General features: G+C 33.1%; 17 protein-coding genes. 8 read left to right on the top strand and 9 right to left on the bottom strand.

Features of this window, described 5'->3' with window-relative positions:
• Positions 1 to 150: 150 nt before the first annotated feature.
• On the top strand, positions 151 to 492 hold the full coding sequence (locus ROY99_06275; GenBank protein ID MDT3695982.1) for a P-II family nitrogen regulator: 342 nt from the start codon (positions 151 to 153) through the stop codon (positions 490 to 492).
• A 507-nt stretch (positions 493 to 999) separates the two neighbouring features.
• Here the strand turns inward: ROY99_06275 and ROY99_06270 are convergent.
• The 4 genes from ROY99_06270 to eno form a co-directional block, all read right to left on the bottom strand.
• Positions 1,000 to 1,866, bottom strand: coding sequence for a hypothetical protein (locus ROY99_06270; GenBank protein MDT3695981.1), 867 nt, complete (start codon positions 1,864 to 1,866; stop codon positions 1,000 to 1,002).
• A 531-nt stretch (positions 1,867 to 2,397) separates the two neighbouring features.
• A complete protein-coding gene (locus tag ROY99_06265) occupies positions 2,398 to 3,282 on the bottom strand; it encodes a DMT family transporter (protein MDT3695980.1) in 885 nt (294 codons plus the stop codon).
• Between the two features lie 370 nt (positions 3,283 to 3,652).
• Entirely contained in the window at positions 3,653 to 5,035 is a 1,383-nt protein-coding gene (glnA, locus tag ROY99_06260) for a type I glutamate--ammonia ligase (protein MDT3695979.1), read from the bottom strand.
• Between the two features lie 257 nt (positions 5,036 to 5,292).
• Positions 5,293 to 6,588 carry a phosphopyruvate hydratase gene (gene eno / locus ROY99_06255; protein MDT3695978.1) on the bottom strand — a complete coding sequence of 432 codons (1,296 nt, stop codon included), beginning with the start codon at positions 6,586 to 6,588 and terminating at the stop codon, positions 5,293 to 5,295.
• Positions 6,589 to 6,849: 261 nt separating this feature from the next.
• Between eno and ROY99_06250 the strand changes: the two genes are divergently transcribed.
• Entirely contained in the window at positions 6,850 to 8,997 is a 2,148-nt protein-coding gene (locus ROY99_06250; protein ID MDT3695977.1) for a cation:proton antiporter, read from the top strand.
• Positions 8,998 to 9,055: 58 nt separating this feature from the next.
• The gene (locus tag ROY99_06245) at positions 9,056 to 9,361 is read left to right on the top strand and encodes a hypothetical protein (protein MDT3695976.1); all 306 of its coding nucleotides are present in this window, start codon (positions 9,056 to 9,058) and stop codon (positions 9,359 to 9,361) included.
• Positions 9,362 to 9,391: 30 nt separating this feature from the next.
• Here the strand turns inward: ROY99_06245 and ROY99_06240 are convergent, their stop codons facing one another.
• The 5 genes from ROY99_06240 to ROY99_06220 all read right to left on the bottom strand — a co-directional run bounded on the left by ROY99_06240 (position 9,392) and on the right by ROY99_06220 (position 15,800).
• Positions 9,392 to 10,465: an anhydro-N-acetylmuramic acid kinase gene (locus tag ROY99_06240; protein ID MDT3695975.1), complete on the bottom strand. Its 1,074-nt coding sequence runs from the start codon at positions 10,463 to 10,465 to the stop codon at positions 9,392 to 9,394.
• Positions 10,458 to 10,760 (bottom strand): hypothetical protein, encoded by a 303-nt coding sequence (locus ROY99_06235; protein MDT3695974.1) that lies wholly within the window; start codon positions 10,758 to 10,760, stop codon positions 10,458 to 10,460. The genes ROY99_06240 and ROY99_06235 overlap by 8 nt, the downstream gene beginning before the upstream one ends.
• Positions 10,761 to 10,776: 16 nt before the next feature.
• Positions 10,777 to 12,342, bottom strand: coding sequence for a histidine ammonia-lyase (gene hutH / locus ROY99_06230; protein ID MDT3695973.1), 1,566 nt, complete (start codon positions 12,340 to 12,342; stop codon positions 10,777 to 10,779).
• Entirely contained in the window at positions 12,332 to 13,597 is a 1,266-nt protein-coding gene (gene hflX, locus ROY99_06225; protein ID MDT3695972.1) for a GTPase HflX, read from the bottom strand. Before hflX ends, hutH begins: the two co-directional genes overlap by 11 nt.
• Before the next feature lie 103 nt (positions 13,598 to 13,700).
• A complete protein-coding gene (locus tag ROY99_06220) occupies positions 13,701 to 15,800 on the bottom strand; it encodes a BatA domain-containing protein (GenBank protein ID MDT3695971.1) in 2,100 nt (699 codons plus the stop codon).
• A 307-nt stretch (positions 15,801 to 16,107) separates the two neighbouring features.
• On the opposite strand from ROY99_06220, the gene ROY99_06215 reads away from it, so the two are divergent.
• The 5 genes from ROY99_06215 to ROY99_06195 all read left to right on the top strand — a co-directional run bounded on the left by ROY99_06215 (position 16,108) and on the right by ROY99_06195 (position 20,796).
• Positions 16,108 to 16,578 (top strand): hypothetical protein, encoded by a 471-nt coding sequence (locus tag ROY99_06215; GenBank protein ID MDT3695970.1) that lies wholly within the window; start codon positions 16,108 to 16,110, stop codon positions 16,576 to 16,578.
• Between the two features lie 395 nt (positions 16,579 to 16,973).
• On the top strand, positions 16,974 to 17,474 hold the full coding sequence (locus tag ROY99_06210; GenBank protein ID MDT3695969.1) for a hypothetical protein: 501 nt from the start codon (positions 16,974 to 16,976) through the stop codon (positions 17,472 to 17,474).
• A gap of 8 nt (positions 17,475 to 17,482) precedes the next feature.
• The gene (locus ROY99_06205; protein ID MDT3695968.1) at positions 17,483 to 18,082 is read left to right on the top strand and encodes a hypothetical protein; all 600 of its coding nucleotides are present in this window, start codon (positions 17,483 to 17,485) and stop codon (positions 18,080 to 18,082) included.
• A gap of 5 nt (positions 18,083 to 18,087) precedes the next feature.
• Positions 18,088 to 19,347: a hypothetical protein gene (locus ROY99_06200; GenBank protein MDT3695967.1), complete on the top strand. Its 1,260-nt coding sequence runs from the start codon at positions 18,088 to 18,090 to the stop codon at positions 19,345 to 19,347.
• Positions 19,348 to 19,434: 87 nt separating this feature from the next.
• On the top strand, positions 19,435 to 20,796 hold the full coding sequence (locus tag ROY99_06195) for a sigma-54 dependent transcriptional regulator (GenBank protein MDT3695966.1): 1,362 nt from the start codon (positions 19,435 to 19,437) through the stop codon (positions 20,794 to 20,796).
• Positions 20,797 to 20,951: the final 155 nt, after the last annotated feature.

Below are 20,951 nucleotides of genomic sequence, written 5' to 3'. Positions count from 1 at the left end.
TGTCATGCTTTATTCACAAGAGGATAATCAGATAAAATCTAATACTCTCCAGCTATTCAGAACTTATTAGAATAATACTATTTATTGCTTATTATTCTTTAAATTCACGTTGTAATTAAATTACATTAATCAATTTTGCAGGACCTAAAAATGAAAGAGATTAAAGCGATAATCAGACCAATCAAATTATTGGAAGTAATTGAAGCTCTTCAACAGATTGAAGGATTACCCGGAGTTACAATTTCTGAAATAATTGGTTTTGGAAAAGGCAGAGCAAAATCAGCTGATGATAAAGTGATTTATGAAAAAGTTGAGTTTGTTCCTCGTACAAAAGTTGAAGTGGTTGTAGATGATAAGCTGGCTGAAGCAGTTGTTAAAGCAATTCAGGAAAATGCAAAAACTGATAACCCGGGCGATGGTAAAATATTTATAACCACTGTTGATGATGTAGTTAAGATCAGAACTAATGAACGCGGCGAAATAGCGCTGTAATTACATCAAATATATTTCTCTGTACTTTTGATTGAAACGAATAGGGAGAATATAGAATTAACACTGTCGGGATTAAACAAATAACAGACTTATAGCTCATTTTAGACTGGTGTGAAATATTAAGATGCAGAGAAAATTTTCGCAGTGATGAACATATCATCTGACCCTGACTACCTGATATTCCATAAATCTTTTATAACTTTTCTCTTGTCAAACTTTCAGCAATAACACAGCATTTTGATAACTGATTTATCAATATTATTAAATAGAAGTGTAACAATCCTTTTTTCTATTAAGTGCATCTGTATCTTCTGTAATTATCGGAAATGACAGAAATATGTGAGGAAATTATTAAAATATATTTAATCAACTGAAGTGCTAAATATGTTTTAATTCTGGTAATGAGATTAAGTTTTAAAAACCAAATTCTTTGTCATTTTAATCCAAGATTAATAACAACAAAGAAGTGGTTTTAGTACAAAAGAAAGAAGAAAAAAATTAAATACTTTAAGTCGTCATCTTTCGATCTCTGTTAAAAGAAGGATTTCTTATAATGAAAAATAAAAGCACTGCCAACGAAATAAAGAACAGAGAAACTTCAAACAAGTATTCTAAAGGATGTACCCAAATTTCTTTAAATAAACCCCAGCGACCAACGATCTCAATGAAATTCCAGAAAATAACAACAGTTGGAACTGCATAGCGTATTGCATAATCAAATGACATAATTCTTAACAGCCGGTTAATCAAATAGATAGACCAGAGCAATGAACCCCATGCAGCAACAAGAGTTGCCCAATGATGGTCGCCGGCAATTTTATCATCGTAAACAATTAATAAGAGAATATAGAAGAACCAGACAATCATAATTGTTTCTCCAAATACTACTACTGCATTTGGTTTTTTATAGCCTGTTTGTGTCAGGATATCTTCTCTGAATCCAAACACTTTTTGAAACCAGATAAAAAAAGTGCAATTAGTTCTTGTAAACAGGAAATAAAATGTCATAGTCATTAAAATACCCAGTGATGATAACATTACGAGATATTCTCGTTTTGTAATGATAATATCGCCTTTAACCAGATTGGCAACATTTTCTTTCTCCGCAATCCACATAAACGAGAATTCCACCCAACCAGTCCATACCAGAATTGCTCCTAAAAATCCAAGTATTGTAGCAGTGGTTTCGTTAGATTTTATTTTTATTCCAGAAATGAGCAGCACAATTCCTAAAAAGCCTAAAGCGATAGCTCCAATATATTTTTGATCTGCTAATAGTTCATCATTTAAGACCATTAATGCATGCCCAATCGGCATTAAAACTAACACTAAAAGAAACGCAAAAATTCCGTTTCTGATACTTATTTTATTCATAACTTATCTTTTTTTTAACAGTTTACTGAACAAATATAATCTTTTATTTTTATTTAATCTAAATAAGCTTAAAAGTTGTAACTAATCACACAAGCGGATTTTACTATATCCTAAAATTTTTCTCACTCAAATCTTAAACCTGAAACTCACTGATCTAAATGGTTTAAGCTGTATCATACCATTCAGATGTAAAATTGCTTGTGGGTTTAAATCTTGAAGCTGCTGCTTCTGTACTTAAATATGTGATTGGAATTGAAGTGGGAATTGAGAAACTATCCCACCTGTTTTATGTTATAAAATAAGAAGAAATATTTAGTCTGTCTTTTTAAATTTCTGATTGAAAACTCCGTTGTTTACTAACTGAGGTAACTTTAAAAAAATATTGAAAGGTTAAGAAGGTATTTAGTTAACAAAGAGTATAAAAACTCAGCGTCCTTAATTCAGCAACTTTGTAAATTTTGTACAAGCTAAAGCCTACTACTTTTTGTACAACCTAAAAAGCAAGTTATTATTTTAACCTTATAACATTTCTCAGCTTAAGAACATCAAACCAACACCAACAACTGCAATTAAAGCACCTATTATAGCACGCCATGATAATTTTTCTTTGTAAAGATATCTTACCATTGGAAGCATAATTATAGGTGGAGTTGCCATAAGTGTGGCAGCAATTCCAACTTTTGTATATTCAATAGATATTAAACTAAATGTAATTCCCAAATAGGGACCTAAGATTGTCCCTAAAAATATTGAACCGAATACTGATTTGTTTTTAGTAAACATAGTTAATGGATTACTAAATCTTTTAAACAAAAATGCCAGCGGCAGAATGATCAGAACAGACGAAAATATTCTAACGAAGGTAGCAACAAATGCAGCTAGATATCCTTCATCAAACGCATACTTTGCAAATATCAATCCTGTTGCCTGCCCAAGTGCAGCAATAAAACCATAAATTATCCCTAATCTGGAATTTTTATATTTTGATCCATTATTCCTTTCAAGAACTACAAGCATTATTCCTGCAATTGTTATAAAAATACCTGAAACACCTACCGGTGTTATTCGCTCCTCGAGTAATACAAATGCTAAGATAGCAGACATTCCCGGCGAAAGGGACATTAGCAGCATGCTAATCCGTGCACCAACTAATTGATAACTTTTAAACAGAAATGAATCACCTACTACTAAACCAATAACACCGCTTATAATCAGATTAACAAACTGAGATTCAGACAGATTAAAATTATAACCCATCAAAAATATTGTTACAATAAGAAAGGCTGACGCTAACAATAATCTGCTGATATTTACCTGAAGTGAACCAATTTTTTCAGTAGCAGATGAAAATGCTAATGAAGTACCGGACCAAAGAAATGCGGTAAGAACTGCGCTTAACTCACCAATATACGACATAAGGATAAACAGTAATTTGAAATAATATTTAATCATAGTTAAATAAAATTCGAGTAACCTTTTTAAACGAGAAAAGAAATAAATATTCTATTGATAAACTATTTGAGAATTTAAGGTGATAAACTTTAAGAGTTCTTATAGTAATTTAAGAGCGTTTTTCAGATTTATAATCTTGAGTAAAAACTACCCTTCGACTTTGTCTTAAACTGTTTCAGTAAACATATGGGTACAAATAAATATTAAAAAGTGTAAATCACCAAACTTCTTTAAGAATACCAACCGCACATATCAATAATAAATTATAAAAAGCAAAAAAAAGCCCGTTAACTTTGTAATTAACGGGCAGTTAAATCGAAGAAAAGAAATCTATTTATAGATTAAAATACATCTTAAATTCAAACGGATGTGGCATAGTGTTTATAGAATGAATTTCTTCATTTTTTATTTTGACCCATTGATCAAGCAGTTCATCTGTAAAAATTCCACCGCGTTTTAAGAAATCATTATCAACTGCCAAAGCGTCCAGAGCTTCTTCAAGATTCCTTGGAAGAAAATGAATCTTTTCAGTATAGCTTGGGTCAAGAAAATTCTTATCAATTGGTCCATATCCTTCTTTAACCGGATCAATTTTATTAACAACACCATCAATACCAGCTAGTAGCATTGCAATAGTACAATAATATGGATTTGCAGTAGCATCAGGCGGACGGTATTCAAATCTTGTTTCATCAGGATTAGAAATATATTTTGGAATTCTTATTGCACTTGCCCTGTTCCCCTGCCCATAGGTTAATGCAACAGGTGCTTCAAATCCCGGGACTAATCTTTTATAAGAGTTAGTACTTGGATTAGTAAACGCAGCAAGTGCCGGTCCGTGCTTTAACATTCCGCCAATAAAATATCTTCCTAGTTCGTTTATATTTCCATACTCACCTTTTTTATAAAACGCATTCTTTCCTTTTTTAGTAAGATAGAAATGCAGATGCATTCCGTTGCCTGCCTGTTGAAACATTGGTTTAGGCATAAAGGTAATGTTAAGCCCCTTTTGCTTAGCATAGTTGAAGAGTATATATTTAGCTGTTACAATGTTATCGCCGGTTGTTAATAAATCACTAAAATAAGTTTCTATTTCCTGCTGTCCCTTTTCACCAACTTCGTGATGATGATATTTTACTTCCACTCCCTGTGCTCTTAAGAGTTTACAAGCTTCATCTCTAAAGTCATCAAATTCATCAAAAGGATTTGCAGCGTGATAGCCTTTTTTGTAAAACTCTTCTCCGCTTTCAATGCGGTAAAAAGAGGATTCTGTTCTTGTATCATATTCAACTTTAGAGAAGATATAAAATTCAAATTCAGGTCCCCACAAAGATTTATCTGCACCGGTTGTTTTCTTTAAAAGCTCTTCAGCTTTTTTCGCAAGATATCTTCCATCCTGACTGAACGGACTTCTCTTTTCATCGGTAAGAACAATATGAGAATAAAAACTTAATGTTGGTGCTTCGCGGAAAGGATCAATTCTTGCGGTTGAAAGATCAGGTATTAAAATCATATCACTGTTTTCAACTTTTCTGAATCCGTAACTGGAGCCATCAAACCCTACCCCCTCACTTATCAGTTTATCCAGAACATCAGGATAAACAGGAAGAGTTATATGATGAAGTCTTCCAGATAAATCTATTGCTTTCAGGTCAACAAATTCAATTTTATTTTTTTTAATAATTTGTTTACTGTTTTCCAGATAGTTAATAACCATATTAATCTCTTAGTTGTTTATAAATATTTTTAGAAATAATAATGTTTTATTAAAAGTTAATTTATTTGACATCCATACTTGTATATGAAACGATACATAAAGTATTACTGTTATAATCGCCTTCTTTGCAGCAAAAGACTTCTGAAGCTAAAAGAATTTCTAAATCGTAAATTCTCTTTCGGAATCGAGTACATTAAATTCTTCATAGTCTTTATTGTCAGGTAATAACAAAAAGACCAGCCTTAAACACAATGAATTTAACCGTTGTAGTTTAATGCTGCCAGTCCCGGAAAAAATGATGTTGAATCAAGCTCTTCTTCAATTCTTAAAAGCTGATTGTATTTTGCAATTCGGTCAGTTCTGGAAGCTGAACCGGTTTTAATCTGACCTGCATTGGTTGCCACAGCAATATCAGCAATTGTAGTATCTTCAGTTTCACCAGAACGATGACTGATAACATTTGTGTAACCGGCAACCTTTGCCATTTCAATTGCATCAAGAGTTTCAGTTAATGTTCCAATCTGATTTACTTTAATCAGAATTGAATTTGCAACACCAAGCTCGATTCCTTTAGCAAGTCTATCTGTGTTAGTTACAAATAAATCATCGCCTACAAGTTGAATTTTACCTCCGATTTTCTCAGTTAATAATTTCCAGCCTTCCCAATCATCTTCAGCTAAGCCATCCTCAATTGATACAATCGGGTATTGTCTAACCCAATTTGCCCAGTAATCAACCATTTTTTCAATCGGTATTAGTTGATTAGGAGCAGATTTAAATAAATGATATGCGTTTTTTTCTCTAATAAAAAATTCGCTTGCTGCCGGGTCTAAAGCTATGCCCATATCTGTTCCAACCTTATAGCCAGTTTTATTTATTGCTTCAAGAATAACCTCAATTGCTTCTTCATTGGATTTAAGATTTGGTGCAAAACCTCCCTCATCACCAACAGCAGTATTATAACCTTTTTTTACTAAAACAGATTTTAATGCGTGAAAAGTTTCGGCGCCCATTCTTAAAGCTTCTTTAAAACTCGGTGCACCAAATGGCATTACCATAAATTCCTGAAAGTCAACATTATTATCAGCATGCTTTCCTCCATTAAGAATATTCATCATCGGAACCGGTAGTGTACGCGAATTAACGCCTCCGATATATCTGTATAATGATAATCCTAAAGCTTCGGCAGATGCCTTTGCACATGCAAGTGAAACACCAAGCATTGCATTAGCTCCAAGGTTTCCTTTATTTTCTGTTCCGTCCAATTCTATTAACATATTATCAATAGCAGCTTGTTCAGTTGCATCAAATTCTATTATATGATCTGCAATTTTTTCATTAACATTTTCAACTGCTTTAAGAACACCTTTACCATTATATCTGGACTTATCGCCGTCTCTTAATTCAACTGCTTCGTGTTCGCCGGTTGAAGCGCCGCTGGGAACAGCCGCTCTGCCAATAACTCCGCTATCAAGAACAACCTCAACTTCCAGAGTCGGATTACCTCTTGAATCCAAAATTTCCCGTCCAAAAACATCAATTATTGTTGTCATTTTTTACTCCTGATTTTTCTCTTATTAATTCAAAAATCTCTTTATTTTACTCATCAAAATTAGCTAAATGTAAAATGGAAGTGAAATATTTAACATTCATATTCTTTTAATTTTTTAACTGATAAGAATAAGTGATTAAACCAGCCTTTACCTCCGTTTATTATATTAGTTCTTTTAGTTACTTTGCATCTTAAATTCAATAATTATTATTTCGATTTAATCTATTAATAAAACTAAATTAAAGGCTTGATAGAAAACCAAATGATTGAAGCATCATTTCATAACGATATTTTATATCTGCTTTTTCAGTTTTTCTTGCTGCTGCTTTTTGCAAGAATACTTGGTGAGATATTTTTAAAAGTCGGACAGCCAAGTGTAATTGGTGAAATACTGGCGGGTGTTATCTTAGGTCCTTCGCTGCTTGGGGCAATCCCGGGATTTTCGGATTTTATGTCCGTTAAGTCAATAGATGGAACAAACCTGCTTGAAGTTGTAAGTTTAATTGGAGCAATGCTGCTGTTATTGATAACAGGTCTCGAAACTGACCTTGCTCTGATTAAGCATCATTCTAAAAAAGCTTTTGGAACTGCTATAGGCGGCTTGATTTTACCATTGATTCTTGGATTTGGATTTTGCTTCCTAATACCCGATTCGTTATTAATTGATCCTTCAAAAAGAATTGTCTTTTCTTTGTTTATTGCAACTGCAATTTCAGTCTCATCAATACCTGTAATTGCAAAAGTATTAATTGATTTAAATTTAATCCGACGAGATATCGGTCAAATTACAATTGCTGCCGGGATGATAGATGATACTGCCGCGTGGATTGTTTTATCAATAGTACTTGGACTAATAGAATTTGGAGTAATAACTGCACAAAATGTTTTATTCTCTATCGGAAAAGTTGCGCTGTTTATTTCAGTAAGTTTTGTTGCCGGCAAATGGATTGCAGCAAAAACTATCAGTTTTGCACAGAACTCAATCCAAAGTCAATATAAAATTTTAACAATTTTGATTTTATTCAGTGTAGGACTCGGAGCAATTGCCCAGTCTTTAAGATTAGAAGCTGTGCTTGGAGCTTTTGTTGCCGGCATTGTATTTTCACGGATACCCGCTATTCCTGAAGAATCAATAGACAGATTAGAAAGCATTACTTTTGGAATTTTTGCACCAATATTTTTTGCTGCTGCCGGATTAAAAGTAAATCTTACCCCTTTGTTAGAACCCGAGCTTTTAATTATTGGTATTGGATTAATAGCAATAGCAACAGTAAGTAAGATAGCCGGGGTTTATCTTGGTGCACGTTTATATGGAAAGAGCGATCATTGGACAGCTTTATCATTTAGCTCCGGCTTAAATGCCCGTGGTGCGATTCAAATAATTATTGCTACGATAGGATTATCTGTGGGAATTATCTCACAAGAAATTTTTTCTCTAATTATAATTATGTCGGTAGTTACTTCTCTAATGGCTCCGTTTATGCTCAGATGGACTTTAAAGCACGTTAAGATTGAGGAAGCAGAAATAAAAAGACTGGAAAAGGAAGAGAAGTTAAAAGACAATATTTTGAATAAGATTCATCGCGTACTTCTTCCTGTCCGAACAAGAGCAGTTAATCAGTCAACCCCAACAAAGCTAATCGAAGCCAGAATATTGGAAAGACTAAGCAGAAAAACTGATTTAAGTGTTACACTCTTTACTATTTCAAGTGAAGAAGAAAAAGCTGCAAGTATGCAATATCTTAATATGCTTGGAGAGTTTTTTACTCAAATGCCGGTTACTAAAAAGGTTGTTGTAAGCAGCAATCCGCTCGAAAGTATTCTTGAGGAAGTAAAAAAAGATTATGATCTTCTGATAGTCGGTGCAACTGAAAGAAATAAAAATTCGGATATGTTGTTTAATCCTATTGTTGATAATCTTGTCAGGTTATCTCCTTGCACAAGCATTGTTGTTCAGAGAAGTGAAATATCTGAGGATTGGAAGCCTTGCAGTATTTTAGTCCCCACTAACGGAAGCAAAGCATCAAAGCATGCAGCCGAAGTTGCATTTGGAATTGCATATCTCGAACAAGATCAGGTTCACATTTTAAATGTCGTTGAAAGCAAGCAAGGTTATTCAGCTTTGGATATTGAAGGCAGTCTTAGAGAAAGAAGATTGACTTTTGCTAATCAGACAGTAGAAGAATTGAAAAAGTTAGGCGAATCTTTTAATGTTAATTCATTTGCTGAAATAAAAATTGGTGAAGAACCTGACAAAGTCATTCTAAAAATGGCGAAGGAAAGTAATTCTGATTTAATCATCCTCGGAACTGCTGTTAGACCAGGTTCGGATAAACTCTATCTCGGACCTCGTGTTGAAAGAATTCTTAACAATGCGCCCTGCCCTGTTTTAGTAGTAAATTCACAGTAATTTTTTTCTGCAACTTTTATCACAAATAACCATCAAATAGAATAAAATTATTTTCGTTATGACAATTGAAGAAATATTTTCAAAAGCCTTAAATTCAAAATATATTATTATTGAAGACCGCGAACTCGAGCTTTTGCTAAAGAGCGCAGAGATTTTAAGAGAGGAGAACACTTACCTTTCTGACAGCATCCGTTTATTAAAATATAATGGTATTCTGTTTATTCAGGAAATTACTTTTAATAAGGAAGTTTTATTGAGAAAAATGAATTCGATAAAAGAAGCTGATTCATTTATTCAGGAACGCCTTGATTATTACGAGCGCAAATGGGATGGATGTGGATGCAAGATTGATTATTACGAATAATCTTTAGCGGCTTTGTTTAAAATGAGATAATTATACTGCTTTATAAAGTGAACCTGATATCGAATCTGATTTAGCACCTGTTACAGATGATAAACAGTTTATTAAATTGTAATTATACAAAACTCCAAGAAATGCAAAGATCAAGGCTTCTTTGAAATTTATAGTTTGTTCATCAGGTAGCAGATAATTGTGTTGTAGAGCAGTGTTTTGCACTCGTTCAATCAGAAATTTATTAAATGCTCCACCGCCTGTAATTAAAACTTTTCCCCGTTTAATTTCTCTTCCAATCTGAAATGCAATATGTTCACAATATGTGCTCAGTATATCTTTAACTGTCAAATTAAACGAATCAATTAATGGAATAAATTCTTTCTCAACATCTTCCCTGCCAAGAGATTTGGGTCCTGCTTTTGAATAATATGAAATTGAGTTCAGTGCTTTCAGCAACTCGGTATTTATTTTACCGCTTCTTGCTGTCTCGCCGTCTTTGTCAAACTCTTTCCCTTTTTGCTTCATATAATAATTCAAAATAAAATTTACTGGACAAATATCATAAGCAATCCGTTTATCATTATCTTCAAAAGAAATATTAGAGAATCCTCCAAGGTTCAGGCAGTAATCATATCCTGAAAAAAGATATCTATCACCAATCGGTACTAATGGAGCTCCGTTGCCTTTAAGTGCAACATCTGTCGAACGGAAATCACAAACTGTATCTATACCTGTTTCTGCAGCTATACAAGCGCCTTTGCCAATCTGTGTTGTAAATCCTGATTCCGGCTGATGAAAAATAGTTTGACCGTGAGATGAAATTAATTTGGGTTCAATTGAATGTTTATCAATAAATTCTTTTATCTCTTTGCCCAAATATTTTCCGTAATCAAAGTGTAGTTTTGAAAATGATAATGCATCCATCAGATGAGCACTTGCTAACTTATCTTTAATAGAGTTATCATATTCAATTGTTTCTGCTATGCGGATTTTATAAGCCCAATTATTTTTATCGAGTTTAAAATTCACAAAACATATATCGAGTCCATCTAAGGAAGTGCCTGACATTGTTCCAATTACATCGATATCAATATTATCTGCACTTCTACTCATCAATCTGCTCAGGGTTCAGATAAAGCTCCCATTCATCAACATGTGTCAGGATTAAAACTCCATTTTTTACAAAAGGATCATCTTTAAAAAGATTTCTAATTGAGCTTTCGCTTTTTCCATTGGCTACAACAATAACCTTTGACTCATCTTTCAAAGCTCCGCACATTGTAACTCTATGCTGAAGAAAAAGTTTATCAGCAAATCGTGAATGATTTTCCCAATTTTGCTGATTATGAAAACTTTTTTCTGATTGATAATTCGGACCATGTTCAAATGTTAATAAAAATGTTTTCATTAATTATATCCTTTGATCAATTTAATTCAACAACTTTTTTAACTTCTCTTAAGAAATCGGTAGTCAATATTAATCCCCTTATCTTTTCAATATCCTTATAAATAATCCGATCATTTAACACCGGCTGAACAGATTTTCTGACAAGTTTATAAACAGCTTCCGTTCCTTTTCCATACTTCATCGGTTTGTGGAATTCCAATCCCTGGCAAGCTGTTAGAATTTCTATCGATAAAACTGATTGAACATTTTTTAATATCTGATAACATTTTCTTGCAGAGATTGAACCCATAGAATTATGATCTTCCTGGTTTGCAGAAGTTGGAATTGAATCCACACTTGCTGGATGAGCAAGAACTTTATTTTCAGACACAAGCGAAGCAGCGGTGTATTGTGCAATCATCAAACCGGAATTAAGTCCGCCGTTCTTTGTTAGAAATCTTGGCAGACTGCTCAGTGAACCGTTTAACATTCTTTCAGTTCTGCGTTCAGAAACATTCGCATATTCGGATAATGCAATAGCCATAAAATCAAGTGCAAGTGCCATTGGCTGTCCGTGAAAATTTCCGCCTTCGAGATGAGCTTCATCTTCCGGAAAGATCAGTGGATTATCATTAACAGAATTAAGTTCTATCTCAACCCGTGAACAAACATAATCAATCGAATCTCTTGAAGCGCCATGAATTTGTGGAATACAGCGAATTGAATATGAATCCTGAACACGCGGATCATTTTCTCTGTGTGATTCACGAATTTCACTATCTTTAATCATTGCAAGAATATTTTTTGCAACAGCAATCTGCCCCGCGAATGGTCTTAGCTTGTGTATTCGTAAATCAAAAGCATTATCAGTTCCGCGCAAAGTTTCGTGCGAAAGTGCTCCGGCAATATCTGCAATTGTTTTTAGTTTTCTTGCTTCAATACATATATATGATGCAAAAGCTGTCATCATTTGAGTGCCGTTGATTAAAGCAAGACCTTCTTTAGCTCCAAGTTTAACAGGTTTTAGTCCAAACTTTTTTAGTGCATCAGGAGAATTTACAACTTTAATTTTATGCTGATCATCTTTCATTACATCATTATAAATCTGCACATCGCCTTTGCCAATCATTGCAAGAACAAGATGAGATAAGGGTGCAAGATCTCCGCTTGACCCAACAGAGCCTTGTGAAGGGATAACTGGAATAATATTATTATTCATCATTGCAATTAACAGCTCAAGAGTTTCCAAACGGATACCTGAGTGACCGCCTGCAAGTGCATTAACACGAAGCAGCATCATTATCTTAACGATGAACGGTGGAAGCGGGTCGCCAACTCCAGTTGAGTGTGAGATAATTAAATTTTCCTGAAGTTTCTCAATATCTTTTTTTGATATCGAAACATTGGCAAATTCACCAAAGCCAGTTGTAACTCCGTAAATTACTTTACCTTCATTAACCCATTTATCTATAAGCCTGCGGGCTTTAATTACTTTTTTCTTTGAATCACTTGAAAGTGTTACAATCGGATTTTCGTTTAAGAAAAATTCTATTTTGTCAAGTGTAAGTGATTTACCATCAACAATAAGTTTTTTAAGTGCCATAAATAATCTTCTTTAATTTGTCTGCATTTTGTTTACTTGTTTTATAATGGACCTTTATTCCATCTTCATCATATTCTGTTTTAAGAACTTCAGCCAGTGAATGTATCTGAGATACTTTTTTAGATTCGTTCAAACCAAGTATAACTTTCTCACTGACAAAAGTGTTTTCAACAATTTCGTTAAGTCGGGCTTTTAACAGCGAAATATTTATTCCTCGTTTAGCTGAAATCATCAAGCAGTCATTATGCGAGTTACGAATAAAATCAATTTTAGCTTTGTCTTTTATCAGATCTATTTTGTTAAATATTTTGATTACCTGCTTGTCTTTACTTCCAAATTCTCTTAAAGTTTCATCAACAACTTTTAACTGATCTTCATAAAAAGGATGAGAAGCATCTATTATATGAAAAATAATATCGGCTTCACGAACTTCACTTAATGTGCTTTTGAATGATGCAACAAGCTGCGGAGGAAGTTTTCTGATAAAGCCGACAGTATCAGTAATAATTATTCTCTCTGTTTCGTGAGCTTCAAGATTACGTGTTGTTGAATCGAGTGTTGCAAACAATTTATCTTCGGCAAAAACATCTGCATTTGTAAGCAGATTAAACAATGTTGACTTACCGGCATTAGTGTAACCAGCTAATGCAATCCTTGTTGTATTTTTTCTTCCGGCATTTTGTGTTGAACGATGAGATTCGATCTGAGCTAATTTTTCCTTAAGATGTGTTATTCGGGTTCTGATAATTCTTCTGTCAGTTTCAATCTGTGTTTCACCCGGACCTTTAGTTCCGATTCCGCCATACTGTTTTGATAAATGCGTCCAAGCTCTGGTTAATCGTGGCAGCATATATTGAAGCTGTGCAAGTTCAACCTGAGTTTTTGCTTCTTTTGTTTTTGCTCTGGATGCAAAAATATCAAGTATAAGTCCGCTCCTATCAATTACTTTTCGATTGAAAAGATTTTCAAGGTTCCTGGCTTGCACAGGCGATAAGTCATCATCAAATATTATTATGTTTATATCATTTAGTTCAATAAGCTGTGCGAGTTCTTCTGCCTTACCTTTGCCTATATAATAAGCCGGATCCATTCGTGCTTTACTTTGAATGATCTTGAAAACAGTTTCTGCACCGGCAGTGCTCGCAAGTTCTTCAAGTTCGTTAAGATGTTCTTCAACAACTTCTTTACTAAATTCTTTGTTATCAATAGAAACGAGCATTGCCCGCTCAATATTTTTTTTTATAATGTCTATCATAAAGTGTTTTTCTTTTGATTGTCATTGCGAACCTTGATTCATCGGGGGTGAAGCAATCTATTGAATGTTAAAGATTGCTTTGTCGAAGTCTGCTCGCAATAATTTAATCGTTTTTAATTCCTTCCAATTCTTTTTTTGTATTTCTTGCAATTGTCATTTCAAGCAGTGCTAAAACTATAGCAGCGAGTAAAAAATATCTCCAAAGTTCTGATCCAAATCTTGCCTGCATAATTTTTTGAGAAATGTTCTCTTCTTTGCCAATCGAAGTATAAACTCCGTTAAATTTTATCTGAGAAAGATAATCCTCAAAATCTTTTTTATCTGCATAGTCTGTCTTTGACTCAGTTGGATCGGTATTAACAGAAATATCATCAATCAGTTTATCACCGGAATAAAATTTATAGTTACCTGCCAGGCTGGTATTTGAATATACTAAATAATCTTTTGCTGAATTATCATTCAAATTAATAAACTCTTCTGATTTATCCGGTTTAACAATTTTGATTTGCAGCTGATTCGATCCTTTTAGGTTGATACTAATCTGCTCGCCGGCAAGAAAAATATTTTGCTCTCTTTCTTTTGCTGCAAGATAGACAACAGATTTATTTATCATAGGAGCAAAAATACTTTTCATCGGAAAATCTGACCAGCTTAGAACCGGAGCAGAATTAAAAACAAAAACTTTTCCTTTTTCAATTTTTATCTCATTTAGAAAAGATGAGCCATCTATTAATGAAATTATCTGATTACCAGTCTTTGCCAATTTATAGTAAGCGTTAAGCTCAGGTGATTCATATTTCTTTTTATCATCACTCTTAAAAATGTTCTGAAACATCGGATGATTAAAATCAGTCTTATCAAATTTTATTCTTAGTTCATCTCCGCCAACATTGCCAACAATTGATTGACAATTACCCAGATTAAGCTTTGATAATGTTCTGTTGAATGAACTAACATCAGGAATTGAAGCAGGAAATAAAATCAGTCCTCCGCCGCTGCTAACATAATCCCTGATTTGTTCAATACCATTTAATATTGCATTAGTAGAAATAATTATTACCTGATATTTGCTTAACTGCTGAGTAGTTAATTGATTAGTATTTTTCCTTTCAATCTGATATTTACTTTCACCGGTTGTTTGTAAAGCAAGATTAACAAATGTCAAATCATTTTGGCTTTCTGTAAATAATCCAACTGATATCTTTTCAGGAATAAAGATACTTGTAAACCGCTTGTTATCTTGTTCGACTTCATCAGTCTCAATCTCTGCAACCATATCAACAAAGCCGCTTGTTTTAGGAGCTGCCTCAATATTCACTATTACAGATTGCTTTGCTTTAACATCGTAACTTTTTTGTGCTGATCTTTCATTATTCATGAAAAGTGAAACCACTGCACTGTTAATATCCTGCTCAGAGTTGTTGGTAATAGTTACAGAAAATTCAACTGTTTTATCTTTTTCAAATATCTGATTATTAATCTTAAGTTCATCAACTGATAGATTAAACACTTCTTTATCAGCAATGTCAAAAGTATAAAGGCGGACTTTTTCGTTTAACAATTCACTTAAATCATTATGGGTTATTTCATCTGTAATTTTATTTTTCTGAAAATCAGATAAAATATAAATCTCTTTATTAAAATTTTTACTTTCAGAAATCAGTCGAGCAGCCTTTATAATTGAAGTGTTCAAATCGCCTGTTGAATATGATAAATCAAGTATATCAAGGTTTTTAATAAACTCTGAAAAGTCAGAAGTCATTTTACTTTCAGATGAATTATTTGAAACCAATATCAAACCAACTTCATCTCCTTCCTGAAGCTGTGATATAATCTGTTTAATAATTTCTTTTGCCTGATTAAAATATGATCCTTTTTGATCAACAACTGACATGCTGAATGTATCATCAAGTATAAATATTGCAGTAGTTTTAGCAGCTGAAGTTGTTCCGCCTATCTGTATTGATTGTAATGTCGGTCTGGCAAAAGCTAAAACCACAAACAAAATAATCAAAACTCTTAGAGCAAGTAAGATCCATTGTTTAAGTTTTATTTTCCGGATTTTATTTTTTTGTAATTCCTTTAAAAAAACAAGTGTGCTGAATTCAATCTTTTTTAGTTTTCTAAGATTGAACAAGTGAATGATAATAGGAATTGAAGCAGCCAATAATCCTAATAAAACAGCGGGATTAAGAAAAATCATAAACTTTATTTTGTCAACAAATTTTTGAAATCAAAAGTAAATATAATGCTTAGAGAAAGCTATGCAAATTTTAAGATGGATTGACGGAGTTTTAAAGTCCTAATTATAATCATTAAACATCAACGATTATCATTATCCCATTATTTGCTATTCCATTATTTTATTTATTTTATTCTAATACATCATCACCGCTGTATTCCTTTACTTAAATAAACAAACTTCATACAAAATCATATTAAACCTCTTTTTATTAATATGAGATAGCATTAACTTTGGTGTTATAACACAAACAAAATATTTATTTAAGATGGGCAAAAAACTTAAACAATGGCTTAAACAAGACAAGTTTGAAGATCTTAATCAGGAAGTACTGTTAAACCTTTTGGTTACTGCTTATTTTCTTCGCTCAAAGTACGAAGCAGTTATGAGTAAGTACGGATTAACAATGCCGCAGTATAATGTTCTAAGAATTTTAAAAGGTATCTATCCCGAAGGTCATCCACGCTTTGATATAATTAGCAGAATGATTGAACCTGCACCAGATGTAACTAGAATTATTGATAATCTGATCAAAGCCAAATTAGTCGAGAGATTTAATTCAAAAAAAGACAAACGGCTTTCAATGTCACGGATAACTGAAAAAGGAATTAAACTTCTAAATCAAGTGCATCCTGAAGTGAAGGTGTTAGGTAATTATTTTTCATCTGCCCTAACGAATTCAGAGAAAAGGACACTCTCCAATTTGTTAGAAAAAATTTATGGGATGCAGGTTGAATAATTAAAAAGTATTTACTGTCCATATAAAAACTTAATAATTATTATTGTGTATTAACCTTGCTAATAGTAATCTTATCTATTGTTTTTAAAAACCAAATTTTGCCGCTTTAATTTCTTTTTGTTCAATGCTTTTATTTATTTCTTTGTTGTTTATAGCATACAAAAATACTCTCATCAGTTTACTGTGAGTAAAGTATTATTTTAGGCGAAATATTTGTCGCTTAAAATTAATATTTTTCAACGTTTCTGAGGTAAAATTTACTGATCAGATGTAAATTTTTTCCCGATTAAAATTCTAACTAAAAAAAATTCTAATTAATAAACCTATCCTGTATCACTAAGAGATTTTAAATTGCATGATGTTTGATACAAATGAGACAACTTAGGGTTAAATTTATGAATACTGGTCAAACGCTTTTTAGTATTGGAGCATTGTTAATATTATCATTAACAATTCTGAAGATGAATAATTTTATTCTTGTAAACGATTCTGTTATGCAGGATTCCAAACTAGGATTACTTGCTGTTTCTTTGGCTACATCACTTATTGAGGAAGCAAGTAAAAAAGCTTTTGATGCAAATACTGTGGCTAATGGAGTTGCAGACTGCTCTTCACTCACAAATTATCCTCTCGGTCGTAATGCAGGGGAAATAAAAGATTCAAGTGCTACTTTTGATGATTTTGATGATTATAATGGTTTTCATCATCGTTATACACATTTACCTTCGGCAGAATTTGATGTTTACAGCGAGGTTTATTATGTCGAAGCAGCTAATCCTGAAGTGAAAGTGGGAAAAAGAACCTGGCATAAAAAAATGGATATTACCGTAACCAGTGAATCAATGGAAGACACAATCAGGATGTCAACAATTTATAGTTACTGGCATTTCAGATAGAGGATAATATGGGATTTACAACAATACTTGATATTCTGGGATCAGTTATAATTGGCGGAGTCTTAATGTCAATCGCTTTTAGATTTAGCGATTCTATTACTGAAAAGACTTATAATAATAGCGGTGAATTAACAATACAGCAAAATCTTGCTATCGCTGCTCAAATAATAGAATATGATTTTAGAAAGATAGGTTATTGTGCTGATTGGACATTAATTCCGGATCCAACCAAGGCAATTTTATATGCTGATTCATCTGAAATTAAGTTTTATTCAGATATTGATTCTGATGGGAATGTTGATTCATTACATTATTATTTAGGCTCAACATCGGAACTATCCTCAACTGCCAATCCAAGAGACCGATTGTTATATAGAGTGTTAAATGGAGAACAGCATAAAAGTGCAAACTTAGGAATTACAGAATTCCGGCTTGTCTTTTTTGATGCTCTTGGTGATACTCTTAGACCACCAATTGGTATAAATGGCGGCATAGTATCAATTGAAATAAACCTAACAGTTGAGAATACTGATGCCTATGATCAGAAATATTCAAAAGCATTCTGGCGTCAAATCAGAATGGTATCAAGAAATTTAAGGAACAGGTAAAGAATATGGCGGGCAAAGCAACATTTATAACCATAATTGGTTTTACACTTTTGTTTATGGTTGCAATTAAAAATTTTGGTCGTATTTCAACTGACTCAGTTGGTAATATGGTAAACTACTATAGTGAGATGATTGCACACAACATCGCGGTTAGCGGTGCCAATCTTGCCTCTAACCAGATATTTATTGATCCTACCTGGGAAGATGGTTACTCAAATAAAAGTTTCTCGGGTGGAACATTGAATGTATCCGTTCAAAATAGCGGTGGATATAAAAAAATTATCAAAATCACTTCTACTGGAACTTACCATGGTGCAAGCAGTTCAGTAATAGTTACTCTTTCACCAAGTAAGTTTTCTAAATTTGCTTATTACTCAGTAAGTGAAGGAGGAACAATTTGGTGGAATGGAACTGATACAGTTTGGGGTCCATTTCACACACAAGATGTTTTAAGAGCTGCCTATCGCCCGGTATTTTTTGGCAAAGCAAGCAGCTTAAAAAATGTTGAATATTATGAAAGCAAAAATAAGAATAAACATAAACCATATTTCTTAGGCGGTTATGAGTCTGGGGTTGATTTGCCTTTACCAAAAGATGCTGTTGATGAGCTGGAAGCCTTTGCAGATGAAGATGGATTAAAGTTTTCAGGTAAAGATACAGTTTATTTATATTTTGTTAACGATTCATTAAAATATAAGTACTCCTACAGTGCTTCTTACACAACTGTATATCTTCCGACAGCAGCAAATAACGGAATGATATTTGCTAAAAACTCTATTGTTCGTATTAAAGGAACTGTAAAGGGACAATACACTGTAGCTTGTAATAGTACGCTATCTACAGGAAGCAGTAAGGGGACAATTTATTTAGATGATGACTTGGTTTATAATAAAGATCCAAAACAGAATCCTAATTCTACAGATTTGCTTGGTATTTGTGCTGAAAATAATGTAATTATAGCTGATAATAAACCAAACAGCAGTGATATAAACATCCAGGCGTCAATCTATTGCGAAAAAGGTGGTTTCAGTGTTCAAAACTATAATAGTAATTCTCCGATCGGTGGTAAAAAATTTAGAGGAAATATAAATCTGGTCGGTGGAATTATTCAGAAAACCAGAGGAGCAGTTGGTACTATTGGAAGTGGTGGCAGCATTGCAACTGGTTTTGCAAAACGTTATAAATATGATGATCGGTTTCTTGTTGCTTCTCCTCCGTTTTTCCCTGGCACCGGTGGGTTTGAGATCGTTTCTTGGTTCGAGTAAAATTTAACTGGGCTTTTTAAACATATTTCAATTCTGGAATATTCATTCCATTATTCTTACATTTAAAGAAATAAGAAAGTTTTTATTTTGAAAGAAACAATATTATTAGTTGATGATGAATTAGCTTATTTAGATTTGCTAAAAAGCATTCTTAACCAAGAAGGTTATTCAAATGTAATAACTGAATCAAATCCATTGAATGTAAAAGAGATCTTAAAAACTCAAAAGATTGATTTGATTCTTCTTGATATTTATATGCCTCAGATGAGTGGTTTACAACTGTTAGAACAAATTACTCCCGAATATCCTAATATCCCGGTAATTGTTGTAACAGCAGTTGATGACAAAGATATCGCACTTGAAGCAATAAAATTCGGGGCTTATGAGTTTATAATTAAACCGCCTGATACAGATAGATTGCTTCTGACGATAAGGCGTGCAATCGGTTATAAACTTCTTGAAAAAGAAAGGGATGTTTTAAGAGGTGATTCTCCAGTAACTGCCGTTGATGGAAATAAATTTTCCAACATCATTACTGATTCCGATGCAATGCGTAAAGTTTTCAATCTTGTTGAAATATTCGCTCCAACAAATGAGACTATTTTAATTGTTGGGGAAACTGGTACTGGAAAAGATTTGATTGCAAAAAAAATTCATGATCTTTCTCCAAGAAAAAACAAATCTTATGTAGCTGTTAATCTTGCCTCAATCTCACACTCATTGTTTGAGAGTGAATTGTTCGGTAATCTGAAAGGCTCTTTTACCGGATCCACTAATGATAAAATTGGATATTTTGAAGCTGCAAATGGCGGTACCATTTTTTTAGATGAGATAGGTGAGCTACCGAAAGAGCTTCAGGGAAAACTCTTAAGGGCTATTCAATACAATGAGATATTTAAAATCGGAAGTTCCAATCCGGTAAAACTGGATATTAGAATTATTGCGGCTACCAACAGAGACCTTGTTGATGCAGTTAACAAGGGAAATTTCAGAGCAGATCTTTATTATCGCCTTAACAGAGGGCACATAAGTTTGCCGCCATTACGAAAAAGAGGAAATGATGTAATTTTACTTTCAAACAATCTTATTAAAGTTGCTAATAAAACTTACAATAAAAATGTTTTAGGCTTAACCAGAGAAGCTATTGCTCAATTAAGAAATTATCCTTTCCCTGGCAACGTAAGAGAACTTGAAAATATTATTTTTAATTCTGTCGTTCAATCAGAGGATAATCAAAGATTAGAGGTGGTTGAAATACCCAAAGTTACAGAGATAGTTGAAAATGAACTGAAAAAATCTGAAATCTTAGTTTCTCTTGAAGAAGCAGAAAAAAAACATATTATTAATGTAATGGGGATATTAAATAACAATGTTCGGAAAGCAGCTTCTATACTTGGAGTAAGCGAAAGAACCCTTCAAAGAAGGTTAAAAAAGATACGAGAGGATTAGGTCAGTTATTGTAGGATTGGACATTTTATTCGTCTGAAATGTCGTCTGAAAATTAACCACTTACAATTCATCACTACCACCCTGTTTTTAATCTATATTCGATTGGAATATTTGAACTGAAGTTTAGCATAATTCTTGCATCTTTCTATTCAGTT

Source organism: Ignavibacterium sp. (assembly GCA_032027145.1).
Lineage (GTDB): Bacteria > Bacteroidota > Ignavibacteria > Ignavibacteriales > Ignavibacteriaceae > IGN3.
The sequence above is the reverse complement of the archived record's forward strand: the minus strand, read 5'-3'. Positions and strand labels throughout refer to the sequence as shown.